The 18,292-nt window shown below is 59.4% G+C and carries 15 protein-coding genes; 8 read left to right on the top strand and 7 right to left on the bottom strand.

The window, feature by feature from the left end; genetic code table 11:
• The 6 genes from PMI22_RS05970 to PMI22_RS05945 form a co-directional block, all read right to left on the bottom strand.
• A partial coding sequence (locus PMI22_RS05970; protein ID WP_007948054.1) for a DUF3142 domain-containing protein occupies nt 1-859 on the bottom strand: 859 nt, incomplete at its 3' end.
• 170 nt (nt 860-1,029) lie between these two features.
• A complete protein-coding gene (locus tag PMI22_RS05965) occupies nt 1,030-1,863 on the bottom strand; it encodes a class I SAM-dependent methyltransferase (RefSeq protein WP_007948056.1) in 834 nt (277 codons plus the stop codon).
• Nucleotides 1,857-3,011, bottom strand: a complete 1,155-nt coding sequence (locus PMI22_RS05960; RefSeq protein WP_007948057.1) for an acyltransferase family protein — start codon at nt 3,009-3,011, stop codon at nt 1,857-1,859. Before PMI22_RS05960 ends, PMI22_RS05965 begins: the two co-directional genes overlap by 7 nt.
• The gene (locus PMI22_RS05955) at nt 3,008-3,904 is read right to left on the bottom strand and encodes a class I SAM-dependent methyltransferase (RefSeq protein WP_007948058.1); all 897 of its coding nucleotides are present in this window, start codon (nt 3,902-3,904) and stop codon (nt 3,008-3,010) included. The genes PMI22_RS05960 and PMI22_RS05955 overlap by 4 nt, the downstream gene beginning before the upstream one ends.
• Nucleotides 3,901-5,205 (bottom strand): glycosyltransferase, encoded by a 1,305-nt coding sequence (locus tag PMI22_RS05950; RefSeq protein ID WP_007948059.1) that lies wholly within the window; start codon nt 5,203-5,205, stop codon nt 3,901-3,903. The genes PMI22_RS05955 and PMI22_RS05950 overlap by 4 nt, the downstream gene beginning before the upstream one ends.
• The gene (locus tag PMI22_RS05945; RefSeq protein WP_033049614.1) at nt 5,199-6,767 is read right to left on the bottom strand and encodes a glycosyltransferase; all 1,569 of its coding nucleotides are present in this window, start codon (nt 6,765-6,767) and stop codon (nt 5,199-5,201) included. The genes PMI22_RS05950 and PMI22_RS05945 overlap by 7 nt, the downstream gene beginning before the upstream one ends.
• A gap of 429 nt (nt 6,768-7,196) precedes the next feature.
• Here PMI22_RS05945 and PMI22_RS05940 point away from each other — a divergent pair, with 429 nt between their 5' ends.
• The 8 genes from PMI22_RS05940 to PMI22_RS05905 are packed head-to-tail and all read left to right on the top strand — an operon-like array spanning nt 7,197 to nt 16,185.
• Entirely contained in the window at nt 7,197-8,111 is a 915-nt protein-coding gene (locus tag PMI22_RS05940; protein WP_007948061.1) for a GDP-mannose 4,6-dehydratase, read from the top strand.
• A complete protein-coding gene (gene gmd, locus PMI22_RS05935; protein ID WP_007948062.1) occupies nt 8,108-9,079 on the top strand; it encodes a GDP-mannose 4,6-dehydratase in 972 nt (323 codons plus the stop codon). Before PMI22_RS05940 ends, gmd begins: the two co-directional genes overlap by 4 nt.
• A gap of 3 nt (nt 9,080-9,082) precedes the next feature.
• Complete coding sequence (locus PMI22_RS05930; RefSeq protein ID WP_007948064.1) at nt 9,083-10,525, top strand: mannose-1-phosphate guanylyltransferase/mannose-6-phosphate isomerase; 1,443 nt, start codon at nt 9,083-9,085, stop codon at nt 10,523-10,525.
• Nucleotides 10,526-11,323: an ABC transporter permease gene (locus PMI22_RS05925; RefSeq protein ID WP_007948065.1), complete on the top strand. Its 798-nt coding sequence runs from the start codon at nt 10,526-10,528 to the stop codon at nt 11,321-11,323.
• Entirely contained in the window at nt 11,323-12,576 is a 1,254-nt protein-coding gene (locus PMI22_RS05920; protein ID WP_007948067.1) for an ABC transporter ATP-binding protein, read from the top strand. Before PMI22_RS05925 ends, PMI22_RS05920 begins: the two co-directional genes overlap by 1 nt.
• Nucleotides 12,573-13,940: a glycosyltransferase family 4 protein gene (locus PMI22_RS05915; RefSeq protein ID WP_007948068.1), complete on the top strand. Its 1,368-nt coding sequence runs from the start codon at nt 12,573-12,575 to the stop codon at nt 13,938-13,940. The genes PMI22_RS05920 and PMI22_RS05915 overlap by 4 nt, the downstream gene beginning before the upstream one ends.
• Entirely contained in the window at nt 13,924-15,054 is a 1,131-nt protein-coding gene (locus PMI22_RS05910; protein ID WP_007948069.1) for a glycosyltransferase family 4 protein, read from the top strand. The genes PMI22_RS05915 and PMI22_RS05910 overlap by 17 nt, the downstream gene beginning before the upstream one ends.
• Nucleotides 15,055-16,185 (top strand): glycosyltransferase family 4 protein, encoded by a 1,131-nt coding sequence (locus PMI22_RS05905; RefSeq protein WP_007948070.1) that lies wholly within the window; start codon nt 15,055-15,057, stop codon nt 16,183-16,185. It abuts the gene before it with no gap.
• 34 nt (nt 16,186-16,219) lie between these two features.
• Here the strand turns inward: PMI22_RS05905 and PMI22_RS05900 are convergent, their stop codons facing one another.
• Nucleotides 16,220-18,250: a pyridoxamine 5'-phosphate oxidase family protein gene (locus PMI22_RS05900; RefSeq protein WP_007948071.1), complete on the bottom strand. Its 2,031-nt coding sequence runs from the start codon at nt 18,248-18,250 to the stop codon at nt 16,220-16,222.
• Nucleotides 18,251-18,292: the final 42 nt, after the last annotated feature.

Here is an 18,292-nt window from a genome sequence, read left to right on the forward strand (position 1 = left end):
CCCCCGCCAGCGGCAGGCGAAACCAGATCAGGCCGGCCAGATGCGCAGGCGGATCGGCGCGCAATTCTGCAGCGAGTGTGCTCAGTTGCAGCGGATCAGCCAGCAATTCCCGGCGCTCGCCACTCCGCCCCACCGGCACCTCGCTTTCCACAACGGGTGCGCCACCGGCGCTTGGCAACAGGGCCACGCCATAAGCCGGCAGCGCGAGATAGAAAGGCTTCGTTGTGACGCGACTCCAACGCCTGGCCCACTGCCGCGCCTGAGTCGGATCGAACAACCCGCGCCGTGGATCGCTCACCGCGTGCACCTGCAACACGCTGCTATCGACGGTCGATAACAGCGCCGGCAGTTCGGGACTGTCCAGCCATGCCGGTAACGCCGTAATGCTCAGCGGCAAAGTCGACGGTAAATCTCCCCGCAGGTGTGCCAGAAAAGCTCGATACGCCGGCAACCGAGCGTTGCCCGCATCGTGGTCAATTTCCACCCCAGTCAGTGTCAGGCCCTGCCCTTGCCAGTCGCTGAGAACTTGTTGGATCTGCGCCGTCATCTCGTCCTGGTCCAACGACTTGAGCTGACCATCAAGACGAATCACCGCAATCAACGGCCGACCATCGCGTTTGAGCAACCCCGGATCAATCCGCGCCCGATGCCAGCCAGCTTGAGGAAACGCCTGCAAGGCCAGCACCCGTAGGGTCGAAAAGTCTGCGCGACTGTCGCGCAGGGCAGCATCATGGGCCGGTGTCCATTGCCGTTGCCAGATGTAGAGTTGTTGATCGAGCGGGGGCGCGTCTTGTTGCTCGCAACCGCTGAGCAGCACCAGGGCCGACAGCGACACGATCAAACGCGTGAAAAACAACATGAAAAAACCCTTGAGCCAAAAGCTGACCTTTGTAGCAGCTGCCGAAGGCTGCGTCCGGCTGCGAAGCAGTCGTATAGTCAGGCGTCGCGATTTTTCAGGTAAACCGTGTATTCAGGATTTACGACTGCTTCGCAGCCGGACGCAGCCTTCGGCAGCTGCTACATGGCCGTCTACACCATAGGCTTGCGGGCAATGATCACCTGACTTTTCGCCACGACCGCATCCAGTGCCTGTTTGATCTGCGCGCCACGAGGTGAAGCCAATATGGCTTGCCATGTGTCGGCCCAGTGATTGAGCAACGGATGGTCGGGATTGCTGAAATCGACCTTGGCTTCCCAGAACAGCATCATCCACATCGACCAGTAAAAGCCGTACTGGCTGTGGCTGAGCACTTCCAGGCCAGCGTCACTGACCATCGCCTTGAACTGCTCTTCACTGATGATGCGTATATGGTTGGGCTTCTGGAAATACTCCGGCGCGGCGATGTCCTTTTGCAGGTCTTCGGAGCTGGGGTGTGGAACGCTGAGCAAATACAGAGCACCCGGCTTGCCGACACGCACCAGTTCAGCAAGGAACTGCGCCGGGTCGTCCACATGCTCGATAACTTCGGTGGACACCACGCGCGTGGCCGTGGCGGCGGCAATCGGTAGCGGATTGCAATCGGTGACGTAGCATTCGACGTCTCGGGCCGGGGTTTCGCTCAAACGCTGACGGGTGGCTTCAACTTTGGCGGCGTCGATGTCGGCGACGATAATCTTTGCTCCGCGCCGGCCGCAGAATTGCACGTTGCCACCATCACCGCAGCCCACATCTATCAAGGTGTCATCAGCCGACACCGGGAAGCCTGTGAACAGCTCGCCGGTCTCCTGATTGAACCACCCGCTGAGCATCGCGTCGTGCAACCCGAGCATGTACGGATCGACCTTTTCTGCCACCGGGGCGACGGTTTGCACCGGGGCCGGTGCGGGCGTCGCCGACGTGAGTTTCTTCAAAAGGCTCAGCATGAGGTGGCTCCAGTGGATGGGACAGCGGTTTGGGATGTACCGAGGCGTTGCACCAGCGCGGCGCCACGGTTGCGCATGGGCATTTCGATGAAGCGGAAATTCAGTTCGCTGAGCAGAACAATCAGCCCGAAGGCGATCAGCAGCGTGACCACCGGATGCCCGGCCGGGCTCGGCAGACCGGCACTCTGCAACCGGAAGATGATTTCGCGCACCAACTGATAGGCGGGAATGTGGATCAGGTAAATGCCGTAGGAACGACTGCCGATCCACGCCATCAGCCGCTGCAATCCACCGGCGGGCAAGAGGTAATCACGGTTATAGGAGGCAATCCAGACCAGCACCGCGCTGAGTATTGCGATCGAGCCGATGCGGTAATTAGCGAAGGTGAAACGGTCGGTAGCCATAAAACTCAACAGCAATCCGACAATGATCAGAGACGACACGCCAGCCCACGGCCGGCGCAAAAATGTCGGCTGCCAACGCCTGTAACTCGCCTGCACACTCCATATCGCCAACAGTACCCCAAGGGCCAGAGCGTCGGTGCGAACCACCATCAACAGCGGCGTGCGCACGGTGTACAGCTGCACCACGACCAGCGCCAGCAACGCCCACACCAGATGTTTGCGGCAGACGAAAATCAGCAGCGGGAACAGCAGATAAAACTGCTCTTCAAGCGACAGACTCCAGTACACGAAACTGCTGCCATACTCGTAATGAAAGAAGCTGTCGGCAAAACGAAAATTGGCGTACTGCAACACCCCCGCCAACGTTGCCTGAAGGTTGGCGTACAACGTGCCGAACGCACCGGAGCGGTTAAGAAAGACGCACGCCAGCAGCATCAACGCCAGCCACAACCAGGCCGACGGCAACAGGCGAAAAGCTCGTCGCAGCCAGAAATTGCGTGTCTGCTCCCAGTATTCCTTACCCGTGCTGCAGCCTTGCAGCGCAGGAATCAGGCTACGGGCAATGACAAAACCCGAGATAACGAAAAACAGATCGACACCCCACCACGGCTGCGCCCAGGCGTGGATTTTTTCAAGCAGCGGCACGGGATCCGTGAAGAGGCTGCCCTGCAAGTGATGGAACAGTACGCCGAGCACCGCTATGGCACGCAGCACCTCGATATCCATGATTCGTTTGCTGCTCATGGCGCACCCTCACTATCTAACGGTTTGCGCGCGATGATCACCTGACTCTTGGGCATGAAGTGGTCGAGCATCTGCTTGATCGCCAGCCCGTCGGGTTGCGCCAACAGGTCTTGCCAGGTTCTGGCCCAGCTCTCCATCAGCGGTGGATACGGCGCATGAATGCGATCACGCACTGCGCCGCCCAAATCCCGCCCGGCGGCCCGCTCACTGGCCCAGAAGAAGATCATACCCATCACCCAGAAAAATCCGGTGGCCTGACGATGCTCGATCACAAGACCTGCGTCCTCCACCAACGCGGCAAAACGCTGAGCGGTGAAAATCTGCACATGATTGGGGGACTGGTAATAACTGTCGGGGGCAATACCTTTCTGCAAATGTTCGCCGACCGGTGCCGGCACGCTGAGCAGATACAGCGCACCGGGACAGCCCATGCGCACCAGTTCGGCCATGAACGGTTCCGGGTGCTCGATATGTTCCAGCACCTCCATACACACCACTTTGCTCGCGCATCCGTCGGCCAACGGTAACGGCAGGCTATTGCTGACCAGGCCAAGATTGGGCTTGGCCGATTGGGCTTCTACCTGCCGTCCGAGGTCGCGCACCTTGTCGTGTTCGCTGTCGGTGAAAATCACCGACGCGCCCTGGCGCACGGCAAACAGTGTCGCTGCGCCTTCGCCACACCCGACATCGAGCAAGGTATCGTCCGCGGTGATGGCAAAGCCCTTGAGCAGTTCCCCGCTGTCGTTGAGAAACCAGCCATCAAGTACAGCATCGTGCAGGCCGACATCTCGGGGCGAAACATTTGGCGGCAATGGTTCAGGCACAGAAATCGGTACAGGAATCGGCGCCGATTGCGCGGCGGGTAGCAGGCGTCTCAGTAATCTGCGGATCATGCCCCCGAGGCCTCCATGGCTGCCACAGCGTGGCGCTCGAACAGCTGCTCGAGGAAATCCCGCAACCGCTGTTCAGCCACCGCCTGACTGCAAAACGCTTGCAGGCTGTTGACCGCCTGTACCGACATTTGCGCATAACGCAGCGGATCGTTTGTCGTCACCTCGTAACTGGTCCGATAGGCCGCGCACAATGACGCCCAGTTTGTGGCGTAGCGCAGCGTGCGGTACGCCCCGCGCGGATCGTGCGGCCAGGCGGTGAGCTCATCCGTGGACTCGATCAGGAACGCATTGTCGGCTTTCAGGTAGTCGATCATCGCCGTGGTCAGCGGCGCTACCGCCGGTTTGCCACAGGACATGAACTCCATCAGCGGCAGGCACTGGCCTTCGCCATAGGAGGTGTTGACCACGTAGCGGGTCGCCTGCACCAGACGCTCGTAGTCCGCGTCCGCGAGGTAGCCGTAGATCAACACGATGCGGCAGCGGTAGGTCTGGTTTTTATACAGGTGATGAAGGATGTCGCTGAGCGCTTCTTCGGCATCGTGGTGGGTGAGTTTCAGCACCAGTGTCGCGTCTTCAATCTCACGGAACGTCGCGCAAAAGGCACTGATCATGTCTTCCCAGTTTTTGCGTCCGTCGCTGGGATTGAAGACCGAGGTGTAAACCACACCCTCGAGCAATAAATCCTGCTCGATGACTGGCGCCTGGAAATCGAAACCGGTATTGCCGTGCAAATCCGCAGATGCGAAGGCATTCAGATCGAGCTGACGACTATCGGCCACCAGGCCTTTGATCTTCAATCGCACTGAGTCCGTCAGTGCCTGACCCCGCAACTGTGCACCGCGAGCCGCAAAACGATCCCACACTGGCGCTGGCACCGCGACGACCGGGTAATCGGCGCTCATCGCCTCGCGTACCGAGTTGACCGTGTAGCTGGAATGGGTGATCGCTGCCCCGCAGGCGCTCAGCACCGCGCGCCAGTCGTTACGTGGTTCACCGGCAAAAGGCTCATTGGGGATGGTGCTGAATTCCCAGGCGAACACCGGCAAGGTCGGGCAAACCAGGTGCACTGGCGTGCGGTGCGGCGGCGAGAACGACAGGAACACGCAGGACTCGCCACGAGCCAGGCAGTCCGCATATAGCGTATCGACTTCATGTTCCGGATCAGTCACTTCGATCACCCGCCCGAGCCGCTCAAGCACCGGACGATATTCCTTGAGCACGAAGTAATAGCTGTATTCCGAACGGCCAAGGTTCTGGGCAATGGTGTGCTGGTTGGTTTCCGAATGGATGATGATCAGCATGAGGCGTTATCCATCACCGGGGCGGCATTGCCGGCTTGTGGCGCAAGTTCGAAAAAGTCCGCTATACGCTGCTGCAGCTCAGGGGACGCGCAGTACTCGTGCATGCGTTCGACAGCGGCAACGGACATGCGCCGGTATTCCTGCGGCTGCGTCTTGGCCATCCGGTAGCTGTTTTCATAGGCGCTCTTCAGCGAGCCCCAGTCCGGTCGATGGCGCCGCGTGCGGAAGAGAATGCGAGTGTCTTGAGGCCATGTGGTCGGCTCTTCGCTGGACTTGACCACGAACGCCACCGAGTCGTCGATGTAGTCTTGCATCGCCGTGTGATCGGGAGCGATCACCGGTTTGCCGCAGGCCATGAACTCCATCAGCGGCAAGCACAGACCTTCGCAGTGCGAAGCGTTGACGTAGAAACTGGCGGCGTTATAAAGCTTTGCATATTGCTGATCATCCAGATAACCGTGGACCATCACCACCCGACAAGCGAACGGTGCCAGTTGCGCCAGTGGAGTCATCAAATGGCCGTAGCAAGACGCCAGATCGCGCTGAGTAATCTTCAGCACCAGCGTGGCGTCGGGGTTGTCACGGAATGCCCAGCAGAACGCAGTGAGAATCTGAAGCCAGTTCTTGCGGCCATCCGTGGGGTTGAGCACGGCAACGTAAACCACTCCATCGACGACGGTCTCAACCAGCGATGAGGTGTCCGGCAGATCCCGCGGAGGTGGTTCAGGCACCACGGGTACGGCTTGCGGGGCGGCGATGTCGGGCAGACGCTGGCCGAGCCAGTCGTGCACATTGTCCGAGAGCAGATCCCGAATCCCTTCCCAGTACCAGTTGCGCAGAAACCTCACCCGCGGCACCGGCTCCACTTCCTTGCGCCCCAGATCCAGCGCCCACAGACGCAGGTAGTGACGGGCGATGACGTAACGTCGTTTCAGGGTGAGCGGAGGCGGACGCAATGCATCGAGTTCGGCCTCTTGTTCCGGTGTCGGTGGTTTTGGCAGCAGGTTATCGGGGCTCAGGCTCAAGTGACGGGAATCGAAAATGCAGCCTTTGACCGTCAGGGTCACACCGGCATTGACCGGCGCACTGCTGTGCTGCTCACGAATGGCCGCGAAGTTTTCCCACAACGGCGTGGGCAACACCAGCACCGGGAAGTCCTCGCCCATGGTCCGACGAATCGCCCGGGCAGTATGAGTGGAGAGCGTGATCACCCGGCCCTGACGCGCCAGCATTTGCGTCCAGTCCTGGCGCGGGTCGTTGTCCCACTGCTCATCGGGAATCGAGTCGAACTCCCAGGCCACCACGCAGATCGTCGGGCATTCAAGGTCGTTCGGGGTTTTCTGCGGCGGTGTAAACGACAGGAACAAACAGTCCTCGCCAGCGGCGGACAGTTGTCTGTAGAGGGGATCGACTTCGGCGGTGGAGGACACCACGTGCACGTGTCCAAGGCTTTCGAGTACCGGGCGATACGCTTTGAGCACGAAGAAATAACTGTATTCGGGACGACCCAGGCTCTGGCTGATGGAGCTGTCGTTGACGTCCGAGTAAAGAATGAAATTCATGGCATCCCACGAGGAAACCGCCATCCCGGCAGCCCCACTCTATGACGGTAAAGCCATGGATCGAGCCGGCGTTCGCCAGTCCTCGCCCATCGTCTTCTTGCCCGTCTACGTTCTTGTTTTAATGGCCGGATTCGCGCAGTCCCGGAAGACCTCGAACAAACACCGGTTATCGTGACGAGGGGCATTCTAAACACATCCGTTGAGGAATCGTGAACCGCCGGGCGAGAATAAATCGAGTGACTCTGATGAGAACTGACTGGTCACGGATGGACCTGTTGAAATTGCCGAACAAATGGCACAGATTGGCTACCAAACAACTACAACAAACATATTTCGCCAGTCTTTCGACCCGGTAATCCAACCGGTCTGTCAGACCTCTCCTTAAAACCTGTGGGGAATGGACGAAATGAATGACCAAGGGGCTGCTGTTTGAAAAAGCGTCTGTTCGTGACGGGTCTCAGTGGATTCGTCGGGCAACACTTCCAATCCCGCCTGAAGGCTGATGCCTCGGAATGGGCGCTTCTGCCTGCCACTTACCGATACGATCTCACTGAACCAGACAGCCTCGAAGGCCTGTGGCCGGAGATGCCCGACGCGGTCATTCACCTGGCTGGCCAGACCTTCGTTCCTGAAGCCTTCCGCGATCCGGCGCGCACGCTCGGCATTAACCTGCTCGGCACCTTGAACCTGCTTCAAGCGCTGAAGGCCCGTGGCTTCACCGGTACATTTCTGTACGTCAGCTCTGGTGACGTGTACGGCCAGGTCACCGAAACCGATCTGCCCATTACCGAACAGCAGCCACCCTGCCCGCGCAATCCTTATGCCGTGAGCAAATTGTCGGCGGAATTCCTGAGTCTGCAATGGGGGCTGAGTGAAGGCTGGCCGGTCATGGTCGCCCGCCCGTTCAACCACATTGGCACCGGGCAGAGTGAAAGCTTCGTCATCGCCAGCGCTGCGCGGCAGATCAGCCGAATCAAACAAGGCTTGCAAGCACCGCAACTGGAAGTCGGGGACATCGACGTCACACGCGACTTCCTGGATGTAAACGACGTCATTTCGGCCTACCTGGCACTGCTGGAAAAGGGCGTACCGGGACAGGTCTACAACATCTGCTCGGGGCACGAGCAGAGCATTCGCAGTTTGATCGAACAACTGGGGGACCTCGCCCAGGTCGCCATGCAATTGATTCAAGACCCGACACGCCTTCGCCGCGCAGATCAGCGTCGCGTTTGTGGTAGCTCTGCCAAACTGGTCCAGGCCACAGGATGGGCGCCTGAAATCACAATAAAACAATCCCTGCGGGCGGTCTTGTCCGACTGGGAGACACGAGTACGACACGAATGACAAAAAGTGCACTGATCACAGGGATCACCGGCCAGGATGGCGCTTATCTGGCCAAATTACTGCTCGACAAGGGTTATAAAGTCCACGGGCTGGTGGCACGGCGCAGCAGCGATTCGCGCTGGCGCCTGCGCGAGATGGGCGTCGAGCACGACATCGTTTACCTGGACGGCGACATGGCCGATGCCTGCTCGGTGCAGCGTGCGGTTATCAAATCGGCCCCGGACGAGGTTTATAACCTGGCCGCGCAAAGCTTTGTCGCCGCCTCCTGGGACCAGCCAGTTACCACCGGCATCGTCGACGGCCTGGGCGTGACTCATCTGCTCGAAGCCATTCGCCAATTCAGTCCGCATACGCGTTTTTATCAAGCGTCCACCAGCGAAATGTTTGGCCTGATCCAGGCCGAGCAGCAGGATGAAAACACGCCGTTCTACCCGCGCAGCCCGTACGGCGTAGCCAAGTTGTATGGCCACTGGATCACCGTGAACTACCGTGAAAGCTTCAACCTGCACGCCAGCAGCGGGATCCTGTTCAACCACGAATCGCCGCTGCGCGGCATCGAGTTCGTGACCCGTAAAGTGACCGACGCTGCCGCCCGCATCAAGCAGGGCAAACAGCAGGAACTTCTTCTGGGCAACATCGACGCGAAACGCGACTGGGGATTTGCCGGCGATTACGTCGAAGCCATGTGGCTGATGCTGCAACAAGACAAGCCCGATGACTTCGTGGTCGCCACCGGCGTAACCACCACCGTGCGCGAAATGTGCCGGATCGCCTTCGACCACGTCGACCTGAACTATCGCGATTTTGTAAAAATCGACCCGGCGTTTTTCCGCCCGGCCGAAGTGGAAGTATTGCTGGGCAACCCGGCAAAAGCCCAGCGCGTACTGGGCTGGAAGCCAAAGACCGATCTGGATACCTTGATCCGCATGATGATGGATGCGGACATGAAACGCGTCGCCAAGGAGTAGGCCATGCTGATTCCCGTGATTCTCTCCGGCGGTGCCGGTACTCGTTTGTGGCCGGTGTCCCGCGAAGGCCATCCCAAACCCTTCATGACCTTACCCGATGGTCAGTCGCTGCTGGGCAAAACCTACCGCCGTGCCGCCGGTTTGCTCGATGGCTGGGGTGATATCGTCACGGTGACCAACCGCGACTACTTCTTCCAGAGCAAGGATCACTATCAGGAAGCACACCTCGGTCGCCATCGCGGGCACTTTCTGCTTGAGCCGACCGGTCGCAACACGGCCCCGGCCATTGCGGCGGCTGCGCTGTCGCTCAAAGCCCTGCACGGCGACGAAGCGATCATGGTGGTGATGCCGGCCGACCATTTGATTGTCAACGTAGACGCCTTGAAGACCGCTGTGGAACACGCCGTCAATCTGGCCAAAGATGGATTTCTAGTGACGTTCGGCGTGGTGCCGACCGCTCCGGAAACCGGATTCGGCTACATCGAAACCGGCGCGGCGCTGGACCATAAAGGAGCGGCCAAGGTGCGGCGCTTCGTCGAGAAACCCGACCTGCAAACCGCGACGCAATACCTGGAAAGTGGCAACTTCCTGTGGAATTCCGGGATGTTCTGCTTCTCGATCGCTGCCGTGCTGGCCGAGTTGGAAATACACGCCCCAGAGTTACTCGAGCAGGCGAAAGCCTGCATGGCGGCCAGTAACCCGGTGGAAACCGTCGAGTGCCTGCAACAGGAGTTGTCCCCGACGTTATTCGCCGAAATCACTGACATTTCCATCGACTACGCCCTGCTGGAACGTTCCGACAAGGTGGTTGTGGTGCCCGCCACTTTCGACTGGAGCGACATCGGCTCGTGGGGCGCGGTGGCCGCGCTGGTGCCGGCAGATGCTCAAAACAACCGCGCCAGTGGCGAAGCGGTGTTCATCGACAGTCACAACAATTTTGTCCAGAGCGAAGACCGTCTGGTGGCGGCTGTGGGTGTGGATAACCTGATCATCATCGATACCGCCGACGCGCTTTTGGTGGCCCATGCTGATCGCGCCCAGGATGTCCGCCGGGTGGCCAAGCAGCTCAAGGACAAAGAGCACGAAGCCTATCGCCTGCACCGCACAGTCAGCCGACCTTGGGGCACCTACACCGTGCTCGAAGAAGGCCCGCGCTTCAAAATAAAACGTATCGTGGTCAAACCCGGGGGCAAGTTGTCGCTGCAAATGCACCACCATCGCAACGAGCATTGGGTGGTTGTCGAAGGCATGGCCAAGGTGACCAACAACGGTACCGGCACCCAGCTGGTGGCCAAGAACGAATCGACGTTCATTGCCGCCGGTCACAAACATCGCCTGGAAAACCCGGGCGTGATCGACCTGGTGATTATCGAAGTGCAAAGCGGCGAATACATGGGAGAGGACGATATCGTTCGTTTCGAAGACCAATACGGCAGGACGATTTGAATGCTGCTTTCTCTGTACCGTTCGCTATGGGGCTATCGGGGTTTTATCCTAGGTAGTGTGAAGCGAGAGTTTCAGTCGCGTTATCGCAATTCGTTGTTCGGCGCGTTATGGCCGGTGCTCAATCCCCTGTCGATGATCATCGTCTACACGGTGATTTTTTCCCACATCATGCGCGCACGCTTGCCAGGTGTGGATGACAGCATGGCCTACAGCGTTTACCTCTGTGCCGGCCTGCTCGCCTGGGGGCTGTTCGCCGAAATTACCCTGCGCAGCCAGAACATGTTCCTGGAAAACGCCAATCTGCTGAAGAAGATCAGCTTCCCGCGGATCTGCCTGCCGATCATTGTGCTGTTTAACGCTGGCATCAACTTCGCAATCATCATGGGCCTGTTCATGGGCTTTCTGCTGATCACCGGACGTTGGCCGGGCACGGCGATGCTGGCGCTGATACCGCTGATGGCATTGCAAATGATGTTCTGCGCAGGGCTGGGGATGGTGCTCGGCGTGCTGAATGTGTTTTTCCGCGATGTCGGACAACTCTTCGGCATCTGCCTGCAATTCTGGTTCTGGCTAACGCCCATTGTGTACCCGATGAGCATCCTGCCGGACTGGGTTCAGCGCCTGCTGCAACTCAACCCCCTGACCAACCTGATCGTCAGTTATCAAAACATGTTTCTTTACGGGCAATGGCCGGTGTGGAGTTCTCTGCTGCCAACTTTCATCACCGGCCTGGTGTTCTGTTTGATCGGGCTGCGGCTGTTTCGCCAGCGGGTTGGCGAAATGGTGGATGAACTCTGATGGGGCATATTCGTGTTACTGGCCTGGGCAAGGCCTACAAACAATACCCAAACCGCTGGAGCCGACTGGCCGAGTGGCTGATCCCGTTTTCGCCGATTCGTCATCACCCGCACTGGGTACTGCAAGACGTGGCATTCGAAATCGCCCCCGGTGAAGCGGTGGGCATCGTCGGGGTCAATGGGGCCGGCAAAAGCACCCTGCTGAAAATGATCACCGGCACCACCCAACCCACCTGCGGCCACGTCCAGCTCGAAGGCCGCGTCGCCGCCCTGCTGGAACTGGGCATGGGCTTTCACGCAGACTTCACCGGCCGGCAGAACGCGATCATGGCCGGGCAACTGTTGGGCATGCACGTCGAAGAAATTGAAGCATTGATGCCCGAGATCGAACGCTTCGCGGAAATTGGCGACGCCATCGATCACCCTGTGCGCACCTATTCCAGCGGCATGCAGATGCGCCTGGCATTCAGCGTGGCCACCGCCCGCCGCCCGGATATCCTGATCGTCGACGAAGCGCTCTCAGTGGGCGACGCTTACTTTCAACACAAAAGCTTCGACCGCATCCGCAGCTTTCGCAAAGCCGGTACCACCCTGCTGATCGTGTCCCACGACCGCTCGGCAATTCAGTCGATCTGCGACTCGGCGATCCTCCTTGAAAAGGGTCGCATGGTCATGCACGGTACACCTGAAGCCGTCATGGATTACTACAACGCCCTGCTCGCCGAGCGTGAAGGCCAGACAGTGCGACAAGAAGCGCTCTCTGGGGGGCAAGTCAGCACCATTTCCGGCACCGGTGAAGCCGGGATTCTCAGCGTGCGCCTGCTGGACGAAAACGACCGGCCCATCGACGCCGCCGAAGTCGGTCAGCCGGTGGTGCTGGAGGTGAAGGTTGAAGTCCGCCAGGACATCGAACGGCTCGTGCTGGGTTTCATGATCAAGGACCGACTGGGCCAAGCCATGTACGGCATCAATACCCATCGTCAAGACAAGGCGCTGACCGACTTGCAGGCCGGTGAGCGCGTGACTTACCGCTTTGCTTTTGTCATGGGTCTGGGCAAGGGCAACTATTCCGTGGCGCTGAGCCTGTCTCGGCTGGATTCGCATCTGGACCGAAATTTCGAATGGCGCGATTACGGGTTGGTGTTCCATGTGCTTAATAACCGGCACGAAGACTTTGTCGGTTGCTCGTGGCTGGGGGCGAAAACCAGCATCACTCGCGCGAACACGTCGATCACCTCGGAGCGCACGCCATGACGCGTCTTCTGGTGGAATGCACCCACGTGTTTCAACACCCCAAGGTCAATTCGGGCATTCAGCGAGTGGTGCGCAACGTCATCAATCAACTGCCGGAAAGTATGGACGGGGTTGAGTGCATCCCGGTCGTGATGCTCAACGGCAAACTCTATCGAGTACTGAAGCTCGGCGCGCTGAACATTCCGTTTTTCGATCACCTGATGACCTTGGGCGGGCGACTGGGCCGACTGGCCCATCGTTTCTGGCAACTGCACCAGCGTCTCGACAAACGTTGCACGTCAAAATTGGCAAGGCGCGCCCTGTACGTGGCTTACCGCCTGACAGCACTGGCTTGCTTCAGTGCGCCGCTGCGTCTGATCGACCAGGTCAATCAGTATCAACTGCCCAAGCGTTGTTCGCCGTTGCAGCACCAACCGGGGGATCAATTGGTGCTGCTGGACTCGTCCTGGCATACCGATTTTTTCCCGTTTGCCGAACGGCTCAAACGTGAAGGCGTGGGCATCGTTGCTGTCATCTACGACCTCATTCCCCTGACTCACCCACAGTTCTACGACACCCGGCTGGTGCAGGTTTTCAACGAGTGGTTCGACTGGATCACGAAAACCGCCGATGGCTATGTGGCGATTTCCGCCACGGTGTGCGATCAGGTCCGTGTGGAATTGCAGCGTCGCCTGGGTTCTGCCAAGGCCAGTGAGTTGTGGTTCGATTATTTCCACCTCGGTTCCGAACTGGATCTGAGCGAAGCCACCGCTGCCGTGGAACCGCGCCTTGCTCGGTTGTTCAAGGCGCCTCAACCGGTGTTTTTGATGGTCAGTACCATTGAGCCGCGCAAGAACCACGACTACTTGTTGGACGCCTTTGAACTTGCCTGGGCGGCCGGCTCCAGCGCCCGGTTGTGCATTGCCGGGCGAATCGGCTGGAAGTGCGACACACTGCTCGCCCGGGTGCGCAATCACCCGCAACTGAATCATCGTCTGTTCATGTTCAATGATCTGAGCGACACCAGCCTCGAACATGCCTACAGCCACGCCAGCTCGCTGGTGTTTCCGTCCTTTGTCGAAGGCTTCGGCCTGCCGCTGGTGGAAGCCATGCAGCGTGGGCTGCCGGCCATGGGCAGCGATATTCCGGTCTTTCGCGAAATCGGCGGCGAGTTCATGGCGTATTTCGATTTGGCCAAGCCACAAAGCCTGGCCGACCTGGTCGTGCGTTTTGAGCGTAGTGGTCAGTTCCCGGCCACCCGCGAAGTAGCAGACTGGCGCTGGATCGGTTGGCGTGAAGCCAGTGCGCAATTGGCCGAACGAACCCTGCGCAATCTCGTAGAAGCGCCGGTCAGAACAGAGAGGCAATATGCGAATTGCCCTTAACGCCCGAATCCTCCAGGCACCGCGCACCGGCATCGGCCACTACGTCGCCGAACTGGCGAACGCCCTTGCGAGTGAGCCCGACGTTGAACTGGCACTGTTTCATGGCTGGGGTTGGAGCTCCGTGCTGCCTGAAGCGGCCATGCCCGGTTATTCCCGACTGACGCCGCTGCTGCGACAAATTCCGGGAGCCTATCAGGCCCGGCGCTGGCTGGAGCAGAAACGCTTCGATCAAGGTCGCGCACGCGCCATCGACCTCTACCACGAACCGAGCTTGTGGCCGCTGTCGTTCGACGGTCCGACGGTGATCACCCTGCATGACCTGACTCACCTGCAATACCCCGAAACGCAACCGCCCGCGCGCTTGCGAGAAATCGAACGGCGGCTGGCCGACGGTGTACGACAGGCGAGCCTGATTCTCACCGACTCGCAGTACATTGCTGACGAAGCTCAGGCGCATTTCGGGCTCCCGGCGCAACGGTTCGTCGTCGCGCCACTGGGCGTAGCCGCGCGTTTCCACCCAAGGTCTCCTGAGGCCATCGACGCGGTACTCAAGGCCCATGGCGTCGAGCCGCGGGAATACTTCCTCTGCGTCGGCACCCTGGAGCCGCGCAAGAACCTGACCCTGGCCCTGCGCGCGCACGCCCGACTGCCTGAATCGGTCCGTCAGCGTTTTCCTCTGTTGATCGTCGGCATGGCTGGCTGGCAGCGCGAGCAGTTCAGCGAAGAACTTCATCAGGCCCTGGCCAGCGGTCATGTCTGTTTACTGGGCTATCTGCCTGACGAACACGTGGCACAGCTGTTGGCCGGCGCTCGTGCGTTGATTTTTCCGTCGCTCTACGAAGGCTTTGGCCTGCCGGTGCTGGAAGCCATGGCCAGCGGCACGCCGGTCATTCTGACTCGGCGTTCGGCCATGCCCGAAGTCGCAGGCGCTGCGGGCAACTATGTTGAACAGGACGAACCCGACGGCTTGCGCGATGCAATGAGCCGTCTGATCGACGATCAAGCGCATTGGCAGGTATGCCGAGAAGCCGGACTACATCAAGCAAGGCTTTTTACCTGGGAGCGTTGCGCGCAGGTTACGGCCCGCGCCTACCGCCAGGCTATGGGAGGTTGAATGCGAGTTCTTCATTTTTTCAAGACGTACCTGCCTGATTCCGTCGGCGGGATCGAACAAGTGATTTTCCAGTTGTGCGAAAGCGGCGCCCAACACGGTGTTGAAGGCCAGGTGCTGACACTCAGTGCCGACCCGACCCCACCAGTGGTTCAACTTGGCCATCACGAAGTTCATCGGGCCAGACTCGACATTCAGTTCGCCTCCACGGGGTTTTCCTGGAGCGTCTTCAAACAGTTTCGCGAGTTGGCGGCCGAAGCCGACGTGGTCAATTACCACTTCCCATGGCCGTTCATGGACTTGGTGCATTTCGCCAGCGGTGTGAATAAACCGAGCGTGGTGACCTACCACTCCGACATCATTCGCCAGAAACACCTGCTCAAACTCTACCGTCCGCTGATGAACCGCTTCCTGGCCAGCGCCGACCGGATCGTCGCCGCATCGCCCAACTACCTGCACACCAGCGATGTACTGCAGCAGTTTCAAGACAAGACCCGCGTAATTCCTTATGGCTTGAACAAGGCAGGTTATCCACAGCCCGGCAGCGAACGCATGGCCCGCTGGCGGCAGAAGCTTGGGGATAAGTTTTTTCTGTTTGTAGGGGTGATGCGTTACTACAAAGGTCTGCACATCCTGCTCGATGCCTTGAAGGATCTGGATTACCCCACCGTGATTGTCGGTGCCGGCCCACTGGAAAAGGAACTTCACGCCCAGGCGGCAGCCTTGGGTTTACGCAATATTCACTTCCTCGGACGCCTGGGGGACGAAGATAAAGTGGCGCTGTTGCAGCTGAGTTACGCCATCGTGTTCCCGTCGCACCTGCGCTCCGAAGCGTTCGGTATTTCGCTGCTGGAAGGCGCGATGTATGGCAAGCCGATGATCTCCAGCGAAATCGGGACCGGCACCAGCTACATCAACATTCACAACCAGACCGGGCTGGTAGTCCCTCCAAGTAATCCACTGGCCTTCCGTGAAGCAATGCGCACGCTATGGGAAAACCCGACGCGTGCGGCGGACATGGGAGTAAAGGCCGAGGCGCGTTATCGGCAGTTATTCACAGCGGACGAAATGGGCCGCAAGTGGACGGAGTTGTACGAAGAACTGCTGGAAGAAAAATCCCTGTCCTACGCCTGACTGCATTTTTTGTGGGAGCGGGCTTGCCCCGGGGTTACAGGTCCAGCACCAACGCCTGCGACCCTTGCGCCGGTACCGCACAACAAATCAGCACCTCGCCAGCGCCTGGCACTTCTGCCGGCACTTGTGGATAAGTTACCGTCCCACCGATCAGGCGGGTCTTGCACGTCCCGCAAGACCCACCGCGGCAACTGAATTCCGGGCGCAAACCACGGCTTTCGGCCAATTCCAGCAAACTGCCGCTGTCGGGCTTCCAGCGCGCCTCTTTGGCCGAGCGCTCGAACACCACCGGCACCGACGTCGTGGCTGCCGGTGGTTGCTCGATGACCACGGCATCCGGGTCGGGTATCCGGCGCAACGTCGACGGGCCAAAGGTTTCGGCGTGGATCCTCGAATCACGGATGTCCATATCGCGCAGGCTGTCGTACATCGCCTGGGTAAAACTGCCTGGGCCGCAGAGTACGAAATCCAGCTGATCGTAGTCTTCCACCTCAAGCGTGGTCTTGAGCAAGTCAGCGTCGATCCGCCCGGTCATGTCGAAATCATCCCCTTCGACTGCATCGGGCTCCGGCTGACTGAGCAAACGCAGAACGCGCACCGCGTCGCCGAGCCCGTCGAGCAAGCGGTTCAGTTCCGGGCGAAACGGTTGATCGGCCAAGGTTCGCGAACTCTGGAAGAACCAGGTCGGGCGGATGCTCCGCGTACGCAAGCCTTGATAAACCACCTCACGCACCATCGACAGCAGCGGCGTAATCCCCACTCCAGCGGCTAGCAAAACCAGCGGACGCCGCTCGTGGGGTGCCACGGTGAAATGCCCTTGAGGCGCGCGAGCCTCCAGCACATCACCGACATGAATCCGCTCATGCAGGTGTGATGACACCAACCCGTCACGCTTCACGCTGATACGGAAAAAATCATCAGAAGGCGCGCTCGACAGGCTGTACGTGCGGATATGCACGTCACCGGCAATGTTGAATCGCAGGGGCAAATGCTGCCCAGCCTGAAATACCGGCAACCCGGCACCATCGGTGGGCTCCAGATAAATCGAACGGATGTGTAGGCTTTCCTGTTCGATGCGCGTCACCCGCAGCGACCGCCAGTGATCGCCCAAGGCCTTGGCTTGTAGACGTGCATTGGCCTGCGCCCAAGTGCCGGTTAGCAAACTGGTAGGTGATACGCCGTCAAAGCGCCAGCGCAAGGAAAGCGCCGCAGGGCGACGCACCACGCGTTCGACCTCGAAGGTCCACAGCCGCTCGGCGCCTTGAAAGGCGTCGATTTGCGGGCCGTCGAGGATGATCTCGGTGCGACCGCTGAGGTGCAGCAGGTCACCTGAATTGAAATCGATAAACAACAAACCAGCGCGAGGATTGATCAGCAGATTGCCCAGGGTGTTGAAATGCAGGTTGCCGGCGAAGTCCGGAATGGTCAGGCGATTGCCCTCTACCTGTACGAAACCAGCCTGCCCACCCCGATGAGAAACATCCACTGAACGCTGGCCCTCGACGTCCACGTAGCTAGCGACAAAGAACGTGTCCGCCTCGATGATCATGGCCCTGGCCGCGTCATCCAGTTCATTCAAGTGCTGTGCGACGCGGTTCGCAGGGTCCGCCAACGGTACCGAGTGAAACTGGCGCAATTGAATGTATTGCGGACAATTGCCGAAGGATTGCTCCACCGTCATACCGAATCCGCCGGCCGTCATGCTGCCGACTCGACCATTGAGGCGGTTGCGACGCCGGGTGTGCAACTCGATACCGAGTAGTCCGATGGCGTCCCCGTTTCGCAGTTGAGCGGGGTCGTCGGCACTCGGCAAACAGTCGAACTGCAGCCGCGAAGGGTCGGGAGAATGAGCAAAGCCTGGAGGCCCTTCAAGAATGCTGGCCCAAGGGTTGCCATCGGCATCTACCGCGCCGTACAGCATGAACGGCAGTTGCTGATAGAACGCACGGTGCTGATCCGGCATCTGATTGCGAATCACCTTACGACCAAACGTCTCCATTCGTTCGGCAACGCCGACATGGGCTTGCAGCTGTTTCTCGCCGGCGTGCCAAGGTGAATGATCCATAACGGTTCTCCCCTGCGCCCATCGCGCACAGTGAACAGCCCG

The sequence above is a fragment of the Pseudomonas sp. GM21 genome (genome assembly GCF_000282215.1).
Classification (GTDB): domain Bacteria; phylum Pseudomonadota; class Gammaproteobacteria; order Pseudomonadales; family Pseudomonadaceae; genus Aquipseudomonas.